Here is an 18,275-nt window from a genome sequence, read left to right as displayed (position 1 = left end):
CGACCTTGCACACGTTAGGTCGCCGACGGCCCCGAGGAATCGGGGAAATCCCTAAACCTGGGTGATCACGAGTTGTCGGGCACCAGGATCGGGATGTCGGGCAGGAACGGCACGTCGAGGTACGTGGTCGTGATCGCAGGCCTCGTCGGTGCGGTGGTCGGTGGCGTGGTCGGTGGCGTGGTCGGCACCGTGGTGGTGGGGACCGTGGTGGTGGGGACCGTCGTGGTCGTTGTGGTGGTGGTGGTGGGCGCTGTCGTCGTGGTGGTCGTTGTCGTTGTGGTGGTGGTCGTCGTAGTCGTGGTGGTTGTCGTGGTGGTCGGTTCGGTGGTGACGGGTTGCGTCGTCTCGATCGGCGGAGGCGGCAGCGGGGCAGGCGCCTCGGGAGGCGGGGCCACCGGCGGCGGCGGTTCGTTGGTGATGGTGACGGTCTGTTCGGGCGGTGGCAGCTCCCGGCTGAGTGTGTTGGAGCCTGGCCTGGGCGTTTCGTCTCCCGAGGTGTCCACCGAGGTCAGCGCGACGGCGACGCCTCCGACGGCGACCAGCGCGATCACCGCGATGATTCCCATCATCGCCAGCGGCAGCCGCTCCCAGGGTTTGACCGCGTCGTCCGTGGACCCCGATTCGTGCAGGTGCGGTGCGTAATACGGGTTGGCCGTCCCGGAGGTGTCGGCGTCGGCATACGGGTCGTCGTAGGGGGCTTGGTAGGAGCTGGGGCCCTGGTAAGGCACCACATCCTCGGCGCCGGGATCGTCTTGCGACCAGGCCAGCGCCTCGGTGCTGCCCGCCGCGGGGGGCAACGCCTGGGTACTGTTGCCCGCCGCCGGCGACATCATGGTGGCGGTGTCGGCTGCGCGTCCGTACGCCGCGAACAGCGCCGCTCCGACCGCTCCGTCCAGACCGGGGCGCGGCGAGGTGGTCAACACGGCCTGGTCTGGACGCGACCATCCGGCCAGCTCGCGGGTCAGCAGCGGGATCGCCGCGCCGCCGCCGGCCAGCACGACCGACGACACCTGGTTCCCGGCGACCCCGGCGCGTGACATCGCGGTCTCCAACGCGCCGAGCAGGCCCTCCAGCGCAGGCGCGATGAGGCTTTCCAACTCGGTACGGCTGACCTCGATTTCGGTCCGCCGGCCGGCGGTCTCCACCGGCACCGCGGTGATCTCCTGGCTGGACAGACGCTCCTTGGCCGATCGGCATTCGTCGCGCAACCGTGCCAGCGAGGAGACCGCAGCCGTCTGCTCGGCGTCCCCCGCTCCGGCCTTGTCCAGGATCAGCGCCAACAGATCCTGGTCGACCTGATCACCGGCCAGATCACCGAACCGCAGAACCTCCCCGACCGGAGCGAACGCCGCGCCCGCGTCGGCCAGCGAGATGCTCGTGCCGCTGCCGCCGACGTCGATGAGGGCCACCACTCCGCCGCGGTTCAGCCCCGGGTCAGCATTCAACGAGGTCAGCGTGGCCATGGCGTCGGGGACCAGCCGGGGCGGTGTCCCGTTGGGCGCGAGCAGGGTGCTGGCGCCCAGCGCGGTCCGCAACGCAGCCGTGGTCGCCGCAGGCCAGTAGGCCGGCACTGCGATCGCGACGTCGCTCGGCGCGTCGGGCAGGGCCAGCGCGGCCATTGTCTCCAGCGCCTCGACCAGGAGCTGCTCGGCGGGGTAGCTGGAACCGTCGCCGGCAACCAACGGCACCCGATCACCGACACGTTCGACGAATCCGGCCAGTGTCAGGCCTTCGGGGTCGACAGGCACACCGACCTGCGGGGCTGCATGACCGAACAGGGTGACCACCGCACGCCGGATCACCGGGACACGACCGACACCGGCGGCGACGAGGTTGGTGGTCCCGACGGACATTCCCAACGCATCGCTCATGACTTGCGCCACGATAGACCGTCAGGACCGGCAGGGTGCATGAGACACTCTTGCGCCATGGGCGACATCGACGAAATCAAGCAGGTCAAGTACCGGTATCTGCGCGCACTCGACACCAAGAACTGGGACGAGTTCGCCGACACGCTGACCGAGGATGTGGTGGGCCGCTACGGCGAGTCGATCGGCGAGGAACACCACTTCAACACCCGCGACGAGCTCGTCGGCTTCATGCGCAACTCCCTGGGACCCGAGATCCTCACCGAACACCGGGTCAATCATCCGGAGATCACCGTCGACGGCGACGAGGCGACAGCCATCTGGTACCTGCAGGACCGGGTGATCGCCCCGGATTTCAACTTCATGTTGATCGGCGCCGGGTTCTACCACGATCGTTACCGGCGCACCGCGGACGGCTGGAAGATCAGCGAAACCGGCTACGACCGCACCTACGACGCGTCGATGTCGTTGGAGGCATTGAACTTCAAGGTCAAAGCCGGTCGCGCGATCCACAAGTAGCACCGCTACTCGGTGATCGCGATCAGCGCTCCGGGCCGTAGCCAGCGCATGATCGTGACCAGGGTCGCGTCGTCGATGGCCACGCAGCCCGCGGTGGGACCACCGTCAGTGCTGTGCACGAAGAACGCTCCGCCCTTGCCGGGGATGCGCGCCTTGTTGACGCCCATCACCACCGCATGGGCGTACTGCGGGATGTTCAGATTCTCGGTCCCCGAACTCAGCGAGGTGTTGAAGCGACACTGGTCGCGTTTGCAGACCTGCATCGTGTTGTACGTGGGGCTGTTCATGTCGCCGTCCCACCAGTGGTCGGATCCGACCTGGACGTAGCGCAGCCCACCACCGGGATTCGGTTCGGTCCCGAACGCGAAGTCCAGCGTGTAGATCCCTTTCGGGGTCATCATGGATCCATCGAAGTGGTTGGGCGACATACCTTTTGCGCCGATCTTGGCCGGGATTCCGATTCCGCCGGTGACCGGCTGCCACCCGGAACCGGTGCGCTGCCAGACGTCGAGCTTGGCGTCGGAGACACCGGTGCCGGTCACCGAGAGCACCTGGGTCGCTGCCCCGACGGATGGAGCGAACCACGGCGTGAACCCGCCGACGGCTGGAGGTGCGCCCACCAGCACCACCGCTGCCCAGACTGCCGCAGCGCACAGCACTACCACCAGTCGGCGCATGCCGTCCATCGTCGACTGGTTGCGCACCACGGCCAGTCAAGTTTCGGACACAATCAGGTCGCGAATGCCCGCAGCCAGTCCGTCCACGCTGCTTGTTGGGCAACGGCGGTCGCGGATGCCGCCGGCCCGTAGAAGTAGTTGCTGACCATCACGCGCGCCGTTTCATCTGAGCCGCAGGCGCCAATGACGGAGACGCCCGGGCACGGCTCGTCGAGCCGTAGCATCAGTTCGCGACTGCGCACGTCTTGGTGGACGCGCGCCACGACCCCGGACCACCTCGGCGCGTCCCCGGTCGTGCGGCACCGGTCCCCGACGTCGCGGCTCGCCAGGCCGAGAGCCGTCGTCAGCGTCGACCACGCCTGGCTGATGTCCTCCGTCCGGGTGACCATCGCCTGCATGCTGGCTGCGGGTTGTCCCGAGAAGTCGGTCAGATAGATCCGCAGTACCTCGAAGAAGCCGGGCCAGCCCGACTCGAAGCTCTCGAGTTCGTCGTCCCAGTCGTCGCGGTCGGTGAACAGGCTGTGCACCATGCGCACGACGCACCGGTCGCCCGTGCGACTGATCACCACGACCTCGGTCGCCACGGGGGGCGCATCGCCGCTCCATCCGTGCTCCTCGTAGCAGAACCGTTCGGGCGGTTGCCAGCAGGTGACGATCCCCGTGCTGGCCGAACCATCACCGAAGTCGAATTCGACTGCGCCACCGACTTTCTCATCGACGGCGGTGTGGGTGAACCAGGCAGTCATGCCGGGGCCGGTGGCAATCGCCTGCCACACCTGCTCGGGCGTGCCGGGGACCGGGAACTCCATCTCGACCCATCGGCGGCCGTCGCCGTCCTTCTTCAGCGCCATCGTCACGTCCCTTCTACGCAGGCATCGGATACGCGGTCAGCACCACCCGGTGTGCGCGGCCGCGGGGGTCGGTCTGGTCGTGATAGCGGGCCACCAGCGCAGTGACGGCCTCAGCGAGTTCCTCGGTGAACGCGGCGCGGTCGGCGGCCGAGCGGAAGGTGACCGCAGTGTCAAGGGTCAGCGTGGCGAGCCGTTTACGTCGGTCGCGAGCGGCACGCCAGAGTTCGCCGACCTCAGTGACGGTGCGGGCCGCCACCGCGATCAGGTAGCTCGCCGAGAGCCGGTCAGCTGCTTTGTCCGGGTCGGTCGCGATCGGCCCCAACGCACCAGGCGACACGACGTAGGAGGACGCCGTAGCCACGAGCAGGCGTTCGGTGAGCCCGCCCCACGCACGTTGGCCGGCGGTGGTGACGAGGCGGTGCTCTTCGAGCGCGCGTAGGTGGTAGTTCACCTTCTGTCTCGTGACACCCAGCCGCGAGGCCAGAGTGGCCGCGGACGCAGGCTCAGTCAGCTCGGCCAGCAGCCGGCTGCGCAGCGGGTCGAGGGCGCTGACCGCCGCAGCCGGTTCGGCGATCACCTCCACATCGAGCATGGGTTGATCGTGGCCTTGACAAATAATTTTGTCAAGGGAGCCGCTCGGCTAGGTTGGCGTCATGGATCTTGTGCCTGGGCGAACACGCCGGCAGGGAATGCGCCAGATCGGCAAGGGCCTCGGCACGCTGGACCGCGAGGTGTTCGAAGCCATCGCCGAGTCGCCGAGCCCGCTGTTCGACGCCGTGATGCCGCGACTGACCAGCGCAGCCGACCATTCCAAGCTGTGGTTCGCCATCGCTGCCGCGCTCGCGACCCTAGGAAATGCGTCCACCAAGCGCGGTGCGATGCGGGGCGTGGCGACGCTGGCGGTGACCAGCCTGCTGACCAACCAGGTCGCCAAGCGAGTGTGGCGCCGAGAGCGACCGGACTGGGTGCTGGTGCCGCTGGCTCGGCGCGGTCGCCGCCATCCCACATCGAACTCGCTGCCGTCCGGACACTCGGCCAGCGCCGCGGCGTTCGCCGTCGGCGTGGGGTTGGAGAATCCCCCGGTGGGCCTGGGTCTGTCGTTGCTGGCCGGCTTGGTCGGGATCTCCCGGGTGGCCACCGGAGCGCACTACCCCGGTGATGTGCTGGCCGGTTTCGGGATCGGCGCGGGCCTTGCGGTGCTGGGTGCGCGGGTCATCCCGCCGATCGCCGAACCCCAGCTCCCGACCGCCGACCCGCTGCGGGTGGACACCCCGGCCCGCCCGGACGGCGCCGGCGTCGTGCTCGTCATCAACCCGGCTTCGGGCAGCGGAACCGGCGCGCGCGTCGTCGACGAGGTCCGCGCAGCGTTGCCGCAGGCTGAGATCGTCGAGATCGGCGAGGACGACGATGTGGCCGAGGTGATGGGGGCCGCGGCCGCGCGCGCGCAGGTGCTGGCCGTCGGTGGTGGGGACGGGACGGTCGCGGCCGCAGCGGGGATCGCCCTGGACGCAGGCGTGCCGTTGGCGGTGTTCCCGGCAGGCACGTTCAACCACTTCGCCAAGGACATCGGTTGCGACACCGCAGCCAAGACCGTGGCAGCGATCCAGCAGGGCTCGGTGGCCAAGGTGGACATGGTGTGTATGAACGAGAAGCAGATGGTGGTCAACACGGCCAGCATCGGGGCCTACCCGCGGTTCGTGCAGACCCGGGAGAAGCTCGAGCACAAGATCGGCAAACCATTGGCCGGCATCTACGCGATGTTTCACACGTTGCGCCGGGGCGAACCGGTGCGGATCTGCTACGACAACAAGACCCTGCAGACCTCGCTGTTCTTTCTGGGTAACTGCGCTTACCTGCCGTCGGGCTTTGCGCCGTCGCGCCGCACCAAGATGGATGACGGCCTGATCGACGTGCGAATCCTGGAAACCGGTCGCCGGCTGGCCAGGTTGCGGATCATGACGGCAGTGGCGCTGGGGCGGCTGCCACGCAGCCCGCTCTACCACGAGATGCGGGTGCCGCAGTTCGCGTTCCGCGCGGTGGACGGCCCCACGGTGCTGGCGCTCGACGGAGAGGTGGGCACCGAGGTCGCCGAGGCCAGCTTCAGCGCGCAGTATCGGGTACTGCCGGTGTTTCGTCCGCTTCCGTAAGAGGTCGTCTCGGCGGCACCAGCCGCAGGCACAACAGAAAGTACGCGAAGCCCAGAGCCCAACCGGCCAGGACGTCCGACGGATGGTGCACGTTGAGCACCACGCGGCCGAGTCCGATCGTCACGACCAGGACGCCGCCGCACACCACGACCACGCCGCGCCAGCGACCGCCCAGCAGCGGCAGGACCACGACCAGCAGGGCGCACACCGCGACCATCACACCCAGTGCGTGCCCGGACGGGAACGACGTGGAGTGCGCCGCCACGAACGCGGTGTCGGGCCGGGGTCGGTCGGCCGCATACTTGGCGATCTCGGTGATCAGTCCGCTGAGCTCGACGCTGACCACCAGGAACAGAGCCAGCGCCACATTGCGCCGGGCCAGCGCGACGACGATGACGACCAGCGTCACCACGCGGAAGACGGTGGGCCCGAACACCGTGCAGTACACATCCCAGGCGGTCACCCACGCCGGGTGAGCGGCGCCGACGCGGTGCGCCACATCCAGTGCCCAGGCATCGAAAGACATCAACCAAGCCCAATGGCCGGCGTAACCGAGCCACATCAGCAGATAGCCGGCCACGGCGACTACCGCGGCGACTACCGCGGCGACGGCCGCAGGGCGCCCCTGGGTCTTCACCCTTCCAGCTGTACCTGAGCTACCGTGCTGGGATGGCCGTGTTCCTTCGGAAACTGTTCGGGATCGGCAAGCTCCCGCGCGAGTTGCGCGATGAAGTCGAGGCCGAAGGCATCCTGGTTTCCGCCGAGTACGTCGCGGTCACCCGGCGGTTCCGCGGAGCGGTGCCGGGTCTGCGCTCGGGCGGCAGTATTGCCAGTTATGTCGGTTCGCTGGTGCTGACCAACCAACGGGTGCTGGCGACGCTGTCGACCGTGCCGAAGTTGGCCGGGCGCACCATCGACCTGCGCTGGGACGCCCCCCAGGCCGGTGCGGTGAAAGCCGAACTGTCCGAGGACGGATTGACGCTGACCGCTGATGTCGCCGCCATCGACGCGCGTTGTTCGGGAGAGCTCTCGTTGCACTACAAGCATCCGATCTCCGATGAGGTGTTGTCCCGGCTGCCGCTGCGGTCGCTGGCCTACGACGTGCCGCCGGAGTTCGTCTTCCTCGCGGTCGGGGTGCCCTACAACCCGTAATCAGCGCGCAGACACCACGAAACCCCGGCATGAAGCCGGGGTTTCGGGCGCGGGTGGACCCCCTCTGCGGTCGCCCGGAGTACCTGGAGGATTACTCCGAGGATTCCGTTGAGTCGGGCGACCCGACGTTCTGCGACGAGGATTGCGCCGGCGTCGACGACCGGTCGTCGCTGCCGGCCGCTTCGGTTTTCGCCTCGTCCTTGGCCTGCTGCCTGGCTGCTGCCGAGGCTTCGGCGTTGATCTCGGCCTTGATCTCTGCCTTGACGGCGTCGGCCTCGGTCTCGGCCCGAGCTTCAGCTTGGGCTTGGGCCTTCGCCTGCTTGGTGTCCGACACCACGTCCGACACCGTCTCCGACACCGGCGCGACCTCCTGGGCCGCCAGGGTCTGTGCGACGCTGGCGGGGATCTGCGAAACCGCACCCCGGGTCTCGCTGACCGGCTTGACGTCGTTTCGGCTGTAGCCCTTGTCGATCTTGGCCTTGAGTTCGGCCTCCCGGGGCGCCAGCGACGGCATCAACATCACCAGGGGCAGCCGCGCGGCGGGCACCAGGTAGTGCGTGGTGGTGCCGCCCCGGGCGTTGGTCTCGACGGTGATGTTCTTGGCCGGGACCTTGGACAGATCGGTCAGCGCCGAGGGCGCGTGCATGACGATCGCACCCGCCATCGCGTTGACGATCGCCAGGAAGTTGAACGGGCGGTCCGGGAAGTCCGACATCCCGTCGTACTCTCCGGTGACCACTACCACGTCGTAGGACGTGGCCGGTGCCGGCTGATACGTATAGTCCAGCTTCGCGTTGCGCTTGGCCTGGTCGATGATCTTCTGCCGGCTGGAATCGGCCACCACCACGAAGGTGATGTGCTCCCGGCTGGGCGCGTTCAGTTCAGTCGACAACTCCCGCAGAACCTCATTGACCACCAGCGCACCGCCGGAAAGCCCGATCACGGTGACCTTTTCACCGTTGAGCACGTTGCCGTCGGCATCCCGGCTCAGATTCGCCAGCGCCGCCTTGATCGCCGCATGCAGGTTGGCGCGGCCCTCATCGACCGATGCACCCAATGACTTGCCGGTGCGGCTGGTGTACGGCGCAGCCTGAGCCGGCCACGGCACGTTGATTCGTTCCTGGCCCTTGAAGGCGCCGCCGAGCAACGGGGCCATCAACAGGTCGGGCATTGTCGGCTGGCCGATCCCGCCGATGATGAGCGCAGAGCTGACCGCCCCGCCAGAGGTGGCGGTCGAGAGCGCGACGGCGACTGAGGCTACGGCCGCGCCGCAGACGATGCCGGCTTTGCGCAGGGTTGTGTTCACAGATATCCCCCAGGATTTTTGGTGGTGTTGGATGTGCCGATTTCGGCGTACACACAGATTAAAGTTGCCGAACATGCTCGTCTAGCAAAACTTTTATTGTTCTCTTAATTCTCTTTATGGCAAACGAATCTTTGATAGCTGGAGCCTCGTTACCAGTGCACATTGGTTCGCTGCGCGTTTCAGTCACCACACCGTGCCCAAGAGGTGTGGTGTGCAAATACATTGTGTTACAGCGCTATAACTGCAGCCTTGGCCCGTCCATTGACATGACCTGCGATCGGCGTTGTGATCGCGATAGATGTTGCCGATATCCATCATCAGCTATCTCTACAACGTCATTGAAAAGGACTGCAACCACTGAAGTGCAAATATTGGGAATAAAGTCCCTTGCCGACCGGTTCACCCCGGTTCCTGTCGCGCCTTCGCTGTGCGAACGGCTCCTCAGCGCACCACCTGCGCCACCACGAACACCCGCCGGAACGAGAACAACGTTGTTCCGTCTGCCCGCCGCGGGTAGGCCCGCCTCAGCAGCGGGGCCAGTTCGCGGCGAAAGCGATCCCAATCCTGGTCATCGAGGCTGTCGCGGATCGGCCGTAGTGCCGAGCCGGTGATCCACTCCAGCACCGCATCCGGTCCGGTGAGTTGGTGAATGTAGGTGGTCTCCCAGGCATCCACCTCACAGCCCACATCGATCAGCGACGCCGCATAGCCGGCTGCCGAGAGGACCGCATCGTCGGGCAGAACGGCAAACGGGGCCAACAGCTTTGACCAGCGGGGCCGCGCCGCCACCTCACGGACGCTCTGATGCGAAGGGGCATCGAAGTTTCCGGGAACCTGGACCGCCAGCCAAGCCCGGTTTCCCAGCTGACCGGCCCAGCGCGCGAGCAGCGCGGGGTGCTCGGGCACCCAGTGCAGTGTCGCGTTACTGATCACCACGTCGGTGTCGGGCTTGGGCGTCCACTCCCGAAGGTCACCGAGATGTGCGTGCAGGCCTCGGTCGCGAGCCGCGGCCACCATCTGCGGCGAGGAGTCCCACGCCTCGATCGTGGTCTCCGGCCATCGCCGAGTCAATGTCAGCGTCACATTGCCTGGGCCACAGCCCAGATCGACGACCCGCCGCGGATCCCGTGCGCCGACCCGGGACAGCAGATCAACGAAGGGTCGACCACGTTGGTCAACGAAAGCGAGGTAACTGTCGGGGTCCCACACCTCAGTGTGCGACATGCTCGGCGGTGCCGAACAAGGCCTGGCTCAATACGCGCAAGACGTCCTCGTCAGCCGGCGAGTAGTACACGAACGTGCCCTCGCGCCGCCCCTTGACCAGACCCGCCAACCGCAGCTTGGCCAGGTGCTGACTGACCACCGCGGGCGCGACACCGGCGAGTTCGGCCAGACAGGCCACTGACGTCTCGCCCTGCAGCAACGCCCACAGGACCTTGATCCGGGTCGGATCGCTGAGCATGCGGAACGCCTCGGCGGCATGCGCCACCTGCTCCTCACTGGGCATCGCGAACCCGGCAAGCGACGTGTGCATGGCCGCAGTTTACTCCAGATATCGATGATCAGCAGTCTTGCTGATTGCTTATATGCACGTATATGAAGATAAAGTGGCCGCTATGACAACCTCTCCTGCCGCGCTCCGCCCGCCTGGCACCGTCACCCGCGCTCCCCGCCGCGGGACGGATCTGTGGGCCGTCGGTGAGGTCCGCTGGGCGGCATTGGCCCTGTTGTTCTTCGTGCTCGGACTGATCACCCAGTTGGCCGACGGCGCCGGGTGGCTCCAGTGGGGGTTCTACCTGGCCTGCTATCTCAGCGGAGGGTGGGAACCCGCCCGATCCGGCCTGGTCGCGCTGGGTCAGCGGCGATTGGATGTCGACCTGCTGATGGTCGCCGCCGCTGCCGGTGCCGCCGCGATCGGGCAGGTCTTCGACGGTGCCCTGCTCATCGTCATCTTCGCCACGTCGGGCGCTCTGGAGGCGTGGGCGACCAAACGGACCGAAGACTCGGTGCGCGGATTGCTCGACCTGGCGCCGGAGACCGCGACCCGGCTGACCGAATCCGGGGAAGAGGTGATCGACGCCGGCGATCTCGTGGTCGGCGACATCCTGATCATCCGACCCGGGGAGCGTATCGGCGGCGACGGCGTCGTGACCGACGGAGCCAGCGACGTCGATCAGGCCACCATCACCGGGGAGCCGCTGCCGGTCGACAAACGACCAGGCGACCAGGTGTTCGCCGGCACGGTCAACGGCACCGGCACGCTGACCGTGCGCGTGGAGATGCCCGCCGCGGAGACCGTGATCGCGCGCATCGTCGCGATGGTCGAAGAGGCCAGTGCCAGCAAGGCCAAACTGCAGCTGTTCATCGAGAAGGTGGAGCAGCGCTACTCGGTGGGCATGGTCGGGGCGACGGTCGCGCTGTTCAGCGTTCCGCTCATGCTCGGCGCCGACGTCCAGTCCGCGCTGTTGCGCGCCATGACATTCATGATCGTCGCGTCGCCGTGCGCGCTGGTGCTCTCGACCATGCCGCCGCTGTTGGCCTCGATCGCCAATGCGAGCCGCCACGGCGTGCTGGTGAAATCCGCTGTGGCACTGGAGAAACTCGGTACGGTCACCCATGTCGCGGTCGACAAGACAGGCACCCTGACCCAGGGCCAGCCGCGCGTCACTCAGGTTCGGGTGGCGGCCTCACCGTGGACGCCGTCGCAGGTGCTGGCGCTGGCAGCCGCGGTCGAGACGCCCTCAGAGCATCCGTTGGCCGCCGCCGTCGTCGCCGCTGCCCGCGCCGACGGACTGCCCATTCCGCGGGTGACCGCGTTCGCATCGGTCCCCGGCCGCGGAGTCCGGGGACAGGTCGGTGATCATCGCGTCGAGGTCGGCGTTCCCCGAACCGTCGGCGATGAAGCCCTCGGCGATCCCGGCGCCTCCGCGCGGACACTGGTCGACGAGGTCATTCGTGCCGGCGACACCACTGCGGTGGTGCGCGTCGACGATCAGGTTGTCGGGGTGCTCGGATTGTCCGACCGGGTGCGCGACGAGTCGGCCGACGCGGTTTCCCGGCTGGCCGCTCTGACCGGCCGCACTCCGCTGCTGCTGACCGGTGACAACGCAGCATCGGCGCGGCAACTGGCCGACGCTGTCGGGATCGAGCAGGTCAAGGCGGGCCTACTCCCCCAGGACAAGGTGGCCGCGGTTCGCGAACTGCAATCCGGTGGCGCGAAGGTGATGGTGGTCGGCGACGGGGTCAACGACGCACCGGCGATGGCCGCCGCACACGTCGCCGTGGCGATGGGCCGCACCGGTTCGGATCTGACGCTCGACACCGCCGATGCCGTGATCATCCGCGACGACCTCTCGACATTGCCGGCGGCTGTCGCGCTGGCCCAACGAGCCCGCCGCCTGGTCATGGCCAACCTTGTCATCGCAGCCAGCTTCATCGTCGTGTTGGTGACCTGGGATCTGGTCGGGCATCTACCGCTTCCTCTCGGCGTGGCCGGGCACGAAGGATCCACCATCCTGGTGGCTCTCAACGGATTGCGACTGCTGCGCAACGCCGCCTGGCCCGGCCCGTCGCGTTAGCATCGCGGGGTGGAGCCTGATCTGGTGCCCGAAGAGGTGCCCCAGCACATCCCCGACGCACCTCCCCTGCCCGTCCCGGACGTTGCCGGGGCGGAGGCGGGTCCACGCGGGTTGCCCCGCCGGGTAGATCTCACCGTGCGCCAGCGCGCCATCGTGGACTCCTCGGCGCTGGCCGATCTGGCGCTGCGGACCTCGATCGCGTCGCTGCTGTCGGTCACGATGGTGCCCTCGGTGCTCACCGCGCTGAACCGCTCGCAGGCCCGCGCCGAGCGGGAGCACCTGCAGTTCTACGCCGGGCTGGCCGCAGCCAAAGATCCCGAGCGGGCGTTCCCCGCGCCGGTCGACCCTCCGCGGGTGTTCTCCCGGCCGGCCAACCCGGTCGCGGAGTGGATTGCCCACGGCAACGTGCACAACATCCGCTTCCAGAGCAGTTTCCAGGCGGTCAATCCGGCGCTGCGTGAGCGGTCTGCGAGCTTCGTCCGCAACAACGTCGTCCATGCCCAGCACTGGCGTCACGATGACGGCCCACGTCCCACCCTGTGCCTGATCCACGGCTTCATGGGGTCGGCCTATCTGTTCAACGGCCTGTTCTTCTCGCTGCCCTGGTTCTATCGGTCTGGCTACGATGTGCTGCTCTACACCCTGCCGTTCCACGGTCGGCGCGCCGAGAAGTACTCGCCGTTCTCCGGTCACGGTTACTTCGCGCACGGATTCGCCGGATTCTGCGAGGCGATGGCACAGGCGGTGCACGATTTCCGCTCGCTGCTGGACTATCTCGAGTTCACCGGAGTGGATCGCCTTGCCCTGACCGGCATGTCGCTGGGCGGCTACACCTCGGCGCTGATCGCCAGCGTCGACGACCGCATCGCCGCGGTCATCCCGAATGTCCCGGTGGTCACTCCCGACCGCACCGTCGACGAGTGGTTCCCAGCCAACAAGATGGTGGCGCTGCGCGAGTGGATCGCCGGTACCGACACCGCGCTGGCCGAGGAGGCGACGATGTACTCGTCGCCGCTGAACTATGCGCCGCTACCGGCCCGGGAACGGCGCCTGATCATCGCCGGTCTCGGCGACCGGCTCGCACCGCCAGAGCAGGCCGAAATGCTGTGGCAGCACTGGGACCGCTGCGCCTTTCACTGGTTCCCGGGCAACCACGTGCTGCACGTGAGCCAGCCGGACTATCTGCGCCGGATGACGCGGTTCATGGCGCCGTTCATGTTCGGCTGAGCACCGCACCGGTGAACCAACCCAGGTCGAGCAGCCCGGCCGCGCCGACCCGCGACGCGCTCAGCCGTTCGTCGGATTTCGGGCTCATGGCCGTCAGCGCAGGTCCGTGCGTCCCGCGTTCGGGTGTCAGACCGGGCAGCGGGGCAGCCCGGCCCGGCCGTTCGTCGGTGCGCACGGCACACGCCGCAGCAAGCTCGGGAACCGTTCTGCTACCGGTGATCTCGACAGCGCTCCACACCTCGGCCGCCTCGAGTACCCGCAGTGCCGCCAGGGTGTCACCGAGGTCGGCGCCCACAGCGATGCGGTAGGCCGCGACATGGCCCCGCGAGTCGGCCACCGCACGCCAGGACTCCTTGACCCGCTCGGGCAGCACGACCATCGGTTCGGGATCGGGCGCGACCTCCCAGCCGTGCTCACGGAGTTGATCGGCCAGTCGCCGACCAGTCAGTTCAACGGTGTCCTGCAAGGGGATTCGCGGCGAACGCGCCGTCAGCGCGATCAGGTTGTCCGCCGCGCCCAAGGTCACACTCACCCATGTCGTGCGCTCACCGGCGGCGTCCCGGCTGGTGATCCGGACCTTGTCGAAAGCGATGCCGTAGCGGTCGACGTACCCCGCAAGCATCGCCAACGGCAGCTGCGTTGCTTCCCGGGAAGTGACGCGCAGTGCCACGGTGGCGAACTCGGTGGACCGATGGCTGCCGTCGACGCGCCCCCGCCGCCGCCACATCGCGATACGACGGGCCACCATCGTGGTGACGAACATCCCGCGCCACCACGCGAAGAGCACCAGCAGTACAGCCACCGCGGCGCCGAGCAGCCAGCGCGACGCGGTCGTCTCCCAGGGGTAGGCCATGGCGGCCGGGATCGCGACCAGCAGCGCCAGGGTGAGGCGGACGATCATGACGTCGGGTCCTTCCGTCGTGTGCGCACCACCACGGCGGTGAGCACCAGCGATGCCAGTACGCCGACTCCGGCGAAGGCGACGATACGCGGTATCGGGTCCTGCTCCGGTGGCGGCGGCGGGGCTGCCACCGGCCGTACCGCGGCCTCGTCGGCCTCGTCGGCCTCGACGCGCTCGGGCACGGCCCACGTCAACGCTGCCACCGGGTCGACACGTCCGGTGCCCACCAGGTTCGACGGCGAGCGCGCCGCGCCGTTGGCGGTGCCGGTGAGGCGATCCACCACCTGCTCGGCAGTCAGATCTGGAAATCGGCTGCGCACCAACGCCGCAACTCCGGCGACATAGGCAGCCGCGTAGCTGGTGCCACTGATCGGTGCGTACTCGCCATCGTTGTCCGGCAACCCGTTGGCCAGACCTCGGGTTGCGTCGTTGCCGATCGAGGTGATGTTCTCGCCGGGGGCCGCGATTCCCACCCAGGGGCCGGCCATCGTCGACGGCGACGGCCGACCGGACACCGACAGCGAGCCCACCGAGAGCACATAGGGCTGCCATAGCGACGGCATCGACATGGTGGTCGCGCCGTCCCAGTTGCGCGGGTCAGCCGGCCTTGCGGGGTCGGTGAGCGGGTTGGACTGGCAGGTCGCTCCGGTGCCAGAGCCTGTGGTGGTGTCCCCGGCGGCGGCGATGATGACGGCGTCGCGGTCCACCGCGGCATAACGCAGTGCCGAACCCAGTGCGCTCTGGTCGACGGTGCGGTTGCTCGACAGGCAGATGGCGGTCGGGATCGCGATGACCCGCGCTCCGGCGTCGGCTGCCCGCACCACCGCGCGGGCCAGCGCCTGTACCTCGATGGTGGCCCGCGCCGCAGCGGGGTCCGCACCGGGACTGCGGGGCGAATAGTGCTGTGAGGTCTGCCGAATCGCGAGGATACGCGCCGCGGGTGCCACGCCGGAGAACGCGTCGTCGCCAGGCTGGCCGGCGATCAACCCGGCGACCAGGGTGCCATGGCCGTCGCAGTCGGTCAGACCGTCAGCCGCCTCCACGAAGTCACCCCCGGCCTCGACGTTGGGCAACCGTGGCCCGGGCGTCACGCCGGTGTCGATGACGGCCACCAACTGCCCTTCCCCGCGGCTGTGCCGCCAGGCCTCCGACAGTCGTAGCGAGGACTGGTTCGGGTTCGCCAGCGCGGGGTCGGTCCCGGCCACCACCCCGCTGCTGACACACGCACTGCGCTGGCTCATCGGTGCCACCGGACCGGCAGTCCCGGCCGGCGGCGGCACCGCCGGATCGACCTGCGGTGGGGTGAGGGCACCGGCGCTCGTGCCGGCGAAAGCCAACCCCAGCACCGCGACCGCAGCGGCTGCACCGATCCGCCGGATCACCGGCCCGCCGGCAGTGCCCGAAGCCTCAGAAGCCTCAGAACCCATTGAGAACCCACGTGAAAATACCCACCACATAGGCCATCACCGGAATGATCGAGGCGTCGAGTGCATTGGCCAGGAAGCCGAGCATCCGCCGCATCGGCAGCGAGTAACTCTCCGGTTCGGCGATGCGCGGGTTCAACGCCACGACCACCCAGGCGATGGTCACTGCCGCCAGCACGCCCAGCCCGATCCAGGCCGCCGCATAGTGACCGGTCGCGGCGAAGAACGCCAGCAGCACGGTCGTCACCAGCACCGGGTGGCCGAGTAGCCACGCCTTGCACGCCGCGGAATCCCACACGCGGGCGCGCAGCGCGGCCCCCAGGGCCACGGCAACCACCAGATACCAGGACCACCGCGACACTGCGGCACCGTCGCCGAAGGCAGGCCACAGCAGCGCCACCGAACCCGTCACACCCAGCAGTACGCCGGCGGCGATGAAGCCGATCTGGTGGGAATCGGTCGCCTGCACCCGTCGCGGCAGGTCCTCGAGGACCCGAAGCGGCTGCGCGGACGGTGCAGGATCGCCGGGAGCTGGAATCACCGGAACCGGCAGACGCGCACATGTTGCCGACAGCTGCGCTGCGGCAACGGTAACCAGCAATCCGAACAGGATCAGTCCGCAGCCCAGCGCCAGCGGGGTCACCGTCCACAGCGCAGCCGCGCCGGCGGCCACCATGACGCCCAAAGCGGCCGTGGCTGTAGCGGTGAACAGCGCGATGGCCCGCTCACCGACGATGACGCTGATGATCGACCAGGCAGCCACACCGGCGGCCGAGAGCACCACATGGGAGGCCCCGAACTGGCCGGGTACCGCGAGCGCGAACGCAGCGGCCACCGGCAGCAGCGCGGTCACGGCCAGCGAGGTCGCCAGCCGCGCCGAGACGGGTCGGGCCAGCAGTGCACCCAGCACGCTGAGCACCGCGGTCGCCGAAACGACCACCAACCCCAACGTTTCGCCGGTCACGACGCGGTGTGCCACCGACAGCGTGCTTCCCACCACGATCAGCGCGAGGACAGCCAGGGTCGCGCCGCGCTGGATCTGCGCAGGACCCCAAGGCTTCTCCCGCGCCTTCGAGAAGATCATGGCGGCGTCGGCGATGTCCTCGACGATGCGCGGCGCGGGCGGTCCCACCGGCACGGCCTGCAGCGCCAGCAGATCTCCGTCGACGACACCGACGGTGGCCAGCGTCGCGTCCAGGCTGAACGGGGCGCCGCCGACCGGGGCCAGGCTCACCACCTCGCTGGTGTCGGCCACGGCGTCGGAGGGGGAAACGATGCGCTGGACTGCCGGGATGATCTCGCGCAGCGGTAGTTCGGCGGGTAGCGCGATCTCGGTCAACCGCCCCGTGTCTTCGTCACCCACCGCAGCGGTGAGTACGGCGACGCGCACGATCGGCATCACCGCGTTGTTGGTCGCTACAGCGTGCTCTGACATTGTTCTTCTTTCTGCCGTCTTGTCTCGGCGGTGGATACGTCGAAGTCTGTGGTCACTGCCTGATCGGGGAACCACGGGCCGTCGGGCAGCGCCGCGCAGAGGCGTTCGACGGCTGCGGCAATGGCCAGCGCAGTGCCCGGGCCGAAGCTGGAAATCCATTCCCCGTCCGCAGCTTTGGTCGGGCTGACCAGCACCCGGCCCAGCGTGGTATCGACGACGCTGACCCCGACATCGGTGCTGACCCGGTGTCCGTCGCGGTGCGCTCCGGCCACGATCTCGACGTAGGTGCGCGGCTCCTCGAACGCGGCCACCACCACAGGGCGCGCATTCGCAGGAATACCGAGATAGTCGAGCATGTCGCGGACCGAGGCTCCGTTGCGGATCTGTTCGTCGACTTTGGCGCCGGTGCGCGCAGGCAACGCGAACTCGTCGAATCGCGCCGGTGCCCGACCGGACAGGCCGACCGTCAACACCGGCACCAGCGCCTGCGGATGGTCAATATCCATCGCGGTGAACGTCACCAGGTCGGCGCTGCGCAACGCCACGACGGTCCCGTTGCCGTTGCGGGCCACCAACCCCCGCAACAGCGAATCGTCCGGACCGACGAATCGCAGCTCCAACCACTGCGCGGGCCGGCACACCGACCGGATCCACCCGGCGACCGCCACATCGACCCCGCCATCGGAGTCCAGGACACCCATCCGGGTCAGGCGCTCGGTTTGCGCAGCCTCGAACTCTGCGCGCTGAGCGTGCTCGGAGTAGGGCGGGGTGATCGCCAGCACCCAGGGGAACGACCCGGCACCGAGGGTCTCGGCGAGGAACCAGGCGGCCTGCGCGCTGAGCTCGACAGCGTTAGCCCGCACGGGATCCGGTCAGCCCCACTTGGCACCCTGGGCCTGGTCACGCGCGGCCATCGAGGTGGTGTTCATCTCGTGGGTGTTGGCCATCGCACGGTAGGCCCGCACCAGTTCCTCCAGCGCGGTGTTCCACTGCGCCTGCCAGGCCTGGTAGGTCGTACCGGTGTCGCCCTGCCAGGCACCCTGCAGGGCGGCCTGCTCGCTGGCGACATCGGCGCCGACGGCGTGCAGAGCGCCTGCATAGCTGGACATTTCACCGGCGTGTCCGAGCATCGCCGGGTAGTTGTACATGATCTGAGACATCGAGATCTTCCCTTTCCGGAGGTGGTGCCG

General features: G+C 68.2%; 18 protein-coding genes. 5 read left to right on the top strand and 13 right to left on the bottom strand.

The genetic code is table 11. From position 1 onward, the window contains the following. Positions 1-65: 65 nt before the first annotated feature. Positions 66-1,871, bottom strand: a complete 1,806-nt coding sequence (locus KXD98_RS01640) for an Hsp70 family protein (protein ID WP_260761566.1) — start codon at positions 1,869-1,871, stop codon at positions 66-68. Positions 1,872-1,928: 57 nt separating this feature from the next. Here KXD98_RS01640 and KXD98_RS01635 point away from each other — a divergent pair, with 57 nt between their 5' ends. After that, positions 1,929-2,387 (top strand): nuclear transport factor 2 family protein, encoded by a 459-nt coding sequence (locus KXD98_RS01635; RefSeq protein WP_260761565.1) that lies wholly within the window; start codon positions 1,929-1,931, stop codon positions 2,385-2,387. Between the two features lie 5 nt (positions 2,388-2,392). Here the strand turns inward: KXD98_RS01635 and KXD98_RS01630 are convergent, their stop codons facing one another. From KXD98_RS01630 to KXD98_RS01620, 3 genes are read right to left on the bottom strand one after another with little or no spacing between them, the layout of a single operon-like run. Further along, positions 2,393-3,064: a L,D-transpeptidase gene (locus tag KXD98_RS01630; RefSeq protein WP_260765492.1), complete on the bottom strand. Its 672-nt coding sequence runs from the start codon at positions 3,062-3,064 to the stop codon at positions 2,393-2,395. Between the two features lie 53 nt (positions 3,065-3,117). Beyond that, positions 3,118-3,915: an SRPBCC domain-containing protein gene (locus KXD98_RS01625; protein ID WP_260761564.1), complete on the bottom strand. Its 798-nt coding sequence runs from the start codon at positions 3,913-3,915 to the stop codon at positions 3,118-3,120. Between the two features lie 13 nt (positions 3,916-3,928). Further along, positions 3,929-4,507 (bottom strand): helix-turn-helix domain-containing protein, encoded by a 579-nt coding sequence (locus KXD98_RS01620; protein WP_260761563.1) that lies wholly within the window; start codon positions 4,505-4,507, stop codon positions 3,929-3,931. A 61-nt stretch (positions 4,508-4,568) separates the two neighbouring features. On the opposite strand from KXD98_RS01620, the gene KXD98_RS01615 reads away from it, so the two are divergent. After that, complete coding sequence (locus tag KXD98_RS01615; RefSeq protein ID WP_260761562.1) at positions 4,569-6,062, top strand: bifunctional phosphatase PAP2/diacylglycerol kinase family protein; 1,494 nt, start codon at positions 4,569-4,571, stop codon at positions 6,060-6,062. On the opposite strand, the gene KXD98_RS01610 is transcribed toward KXD98_RS01615, so the two are convergent. Next, entirely contained in the window at positions 6,016-6,624 is a 609-nt protein-coding gene (locus KXD98_RS01610; RefSeq protein WP_260765490.1) for a phosphatase PAP2 family protein, read from the bottom strand. The genes KXD98_RS01615 and KXD98_RS01610 overlap by 47 nt on opposite strands. A 107-nt stretch (positions 6,625-6,731) precedes the next feature. On the opposite strand from KXD98_RS01610, the gene KXD98_RS01605 reads away from it, so the two are divergent. After that, positions 6,732-7,214 (top strand): hypothetical protein, encoded by a 483-nt coding sequence (locus KXD98_RS01605; RefSeq protein WP_260761561.1) that lies wholly within the window; start codon positions 6,732-6,734, stop codon positions 7,212-7,214. 91 nt (positions 7,215-7,305) lie between these two features. On the opposite strand, the gene KXD98_RS01600 is transcribed toward KXD98_RS01605, so the two are convergent. From KXD98_RS01600 to KXD98_RS01590, 3 genes are all read right to left on the bottom strand, one after another. After that, the gene (locus KXD98_RS01600; protein ID WP_260761560.1) at positions 7,306-8,520 is read right to left on the bottom strand and encodes a PE-PPE domain-containing protein; all 1,215 of its coding nucleotides are present in this window, start codon (positions 8,518-8,520) and stop codon (positions 7,306-7,308) included. A 441-nt stretch (positions 8,521-8,961) separates the two neighbouring features. Beyond that, the gene (locus tag KXD98_RS01595) at positions 8,962-9,729 is read right to left on the bottom strand and encodes a trans-aconitate 2-methyltransferase (RefSeq protein ID WP_260765489.1); all 768 of its coding nucleotides are present in this window, start codon (positions 9,727-9,729) and stop codon (positions 8,962-8,964) included. Between the two features lies 1 nt (position 9,730). Continuing rightward, complete coding sequence (locus KXD98_RS01590; protein WP_260761559.1) at positions 9,731-10,054, bottom strand: helix-turn-helix transcriptional regulator; 324 nt, start codon at positions 10,052-10,054, stop codon at positions 9,731-9,733. Positions 10,055-10,136: 82 nt separating this feature from the next. Here KXD98_RS01590 and KXD98_RS01585 point away from each other — a divergent pair, with 82 nt between their 5' ends. Beyond that, positions 10,137-12,098 (top strand): heavy metal translocating P-type ATPase, encoded by a 1,962-nt coding sequence (locus KXD98_RS01585; RefSeq protein ID WP_260761558.1) that lies wholly within the window; start codon positions 10,137-10,139, stop codon positions 12,096-12,098. Positions 12,099-12,107: 9 nt separating this feature from the next. Continuing rightward, a complete protein-coding gene (locus tag KXD98_RS01580) occupies positions 12,108-13,325 on the top strand; it encodes a S9 family peptidase (protein WP_260761557.1) in 1,218 nt (405 codons plus the stop codon). Here the strand turns inward: KXD98_RS01580 and eccE are convergent. The 5 genes from eccE to KXD98_RS01555 are packed head-to-tail and all read right to left on the bottom strand — an operon-like array spanning position 13,312 to position 18,245. Continuing rightward, on the bottom strand, positions 13,312-14,226 hold the full coding sequence (eccE, locus tag KXD98_RS01575) for a type VII secretion protein EccE (RefSeq protein ID WP_260761556.1): 915 nt from the start codon (positions 14,224-14,226) through the stop codon (positions 13,312-13,314). The genes KXD98_RS01580 and eccE overlap by 14 nt on opposite strands. Continuing rightward, positions 14,223-15,653, bottom strand: a complete 1,431-nt coding sequence (mycP, locus tag KXD98_RS01570; protein ID WP_260761555.1) for a type VII secretion-associated serine protease mycosin — start codon at positions 15,651-15,653, stop codon at positions 14,223-14,225. Before mycP ends, eccE begins: the two co-directional genes overlap by 4 nt. Continuing rightward, on the bottom strand, positions 15,643-17,085 hold the full coding sequence (eccD, locus tag KXD98_RS01565; RefSeq protein WP_313901260.1) for a type VII secretion integral membrane protein EccD: 1,443 nt from the start codon (positions 17,083-17,085) through the stop codon (positions 15,643-15,645). The genes mycP and eccD overlap by 11 nt, the downstream gene beginning before the upstream one ends. Next, positions 17,067-17,948 carry an ESX secretion-associated protein EspG gene (locus tag KXD98_RS01560; RefSeq protein ID WP_260761554.1) on the bottom strand — a complete coding sequence of 294 codons (882 nt, stop codon included), beginning with the start codon at positions 17,946-17,948 and terminating at the stop codon, positions 17,067-17,069. The genes eccD and KXD98_RS01560 overlap by 19 nt, the downstream gene beginning before the upstream one ends. 9 nt (positions 17,949-17,957) lie before the next feature. Then, positions 17,958-18,245, bottom strand: coding sequence for a WXG100 family type VII secretion target (locus KXD98_RS01555; RefSeq protein ID WP_260761553.1), 288 nt, complete (start codon positions 18,243-18,245; stop codon positions 17,958-17,960). Positions 18,246-18,275: the final 30 nt, after the last annotated feature.

The organism is Mycobacterium sp. SMC-4 (assembly GCF_025263265.1).
In the GTDB taxonomy this organism is placed as follows: Bacteria; Actinomycetota; Actinomycetes; order Mycobacteriales; family Mycobacteriaceae; genus Mycobacterium.
Note: the sequence above shows the minus strand (reverse complement) of the source record. Positions and strands in the feature narration are given on the sequence as shown.

What these genes read in the sequence shown, in the direction of transcription:
- KXD98_RS01640 (WP_260761566.1), bottom strand. Translation starts at nt 1,871, where the DNA reads ATGAGCGATGCGTTGGGAATGTCCGTCGGGACCACCAACCTCGTCGCC.
- KXD98_RS01635 (WP_260761565.1), top strand. Translation starts at nt 1,929, where the DNA reads ATGGGCGACATCGACGAAATCAAGCAGGTCAAGTACCGGTATCTGCGC.
- KXD98_RS01630 (WP_260765492.1), bottom strand. Translation starts at nt 3,064, where the DNA reads ATGCGCCGACTGGTGGTAGTGCTGTGCGCTGCGGCAGTCTGGGCAGCG.
- KXD98_RS01625 (WP_260761564.1), bottom strand. Translation starts at nt 3,915, where the DNA reads ATGGCGCTGAAGAAGGACGGCGACGGCCGCCGATGGGTCGAGATGGAG.
- KXD98_RS01620 (WP_260761563.1), bottom strand. Translation starts at nt 4,507, where the DNA reads ATGCTCGATGTGGAGGTGATCGCCGAACCGGCTGCGGCGGTCAGCGCC.
- KXD98_RS01615 (WP_260761562.1), top strand. Translation starts at nt 4,569, where the DNA reads ATGGATCTTGTGCCTGGGCGAACACGCCGGCAGGGAATGCGCCAGATC.
- KXD98_RS01610 (WP_260765490.1), bottom strand. Translation starts at nt 6,624, where the DNA reads ATGTGGCTCGGTTACGCCGGCCATTGGGCTTGGTTGATGTCTTTCGAT.
- KXD98_RS01605 (WP_260761561.1), top strand. Translation starts at nt 6,732, where the DNA reads ATGGCCGTGTTCCTTCGGAAACTGTTCGGGATCGGCAAGCTCCCGCGC.
- KXD98_RS01590 (WP_260761559.1), bottom strand. Translation starts at nt 10,054, where the DNA reads ATGCACACGTCGCTTGCCGGGTTCGCGATGCCCAGTGAGGAGCAGGTG.
- KXD98_RS01585 (WP_260761558.1), top strand. Translation starts at nt 10,137, where the DNA reads ATGACAACCTCTCCTGCCGCGCTCCGCCCGCCTGGCACCGTCACCCGC.
- eccE (WP_260761556.1), bottom strand. Translation starts at nt 14,226, where the DNA reads ATGATCGTCCGCCTCACCCTGGCGCTGCTGGTCGCGATCCCGGCCGCC.
- mycP (WP_260761555.1), bottom strand. Translation starts at nt 15,653, where the DNA reads ATGGGTTCTGAGGCTTCTGAGGCTTCGGGCACTGCCGGCGGGCCGGTG.
- eccD (WP_313901260.1), bottom strand. Translation starts at nt 17,085, where the DNA reads ATGTCAGAGCACGCTGTAGCGACCAACAACGCGGTGATGCCGATCGTG.
- KXD98_RS01555 (WP_260761553.1), bottom strand. Translation starts at nt 18,245, where the DNA reads ATGTCTCAGATCATGTACAACTACCCGGCGATGCTCGGACACGCCGGT.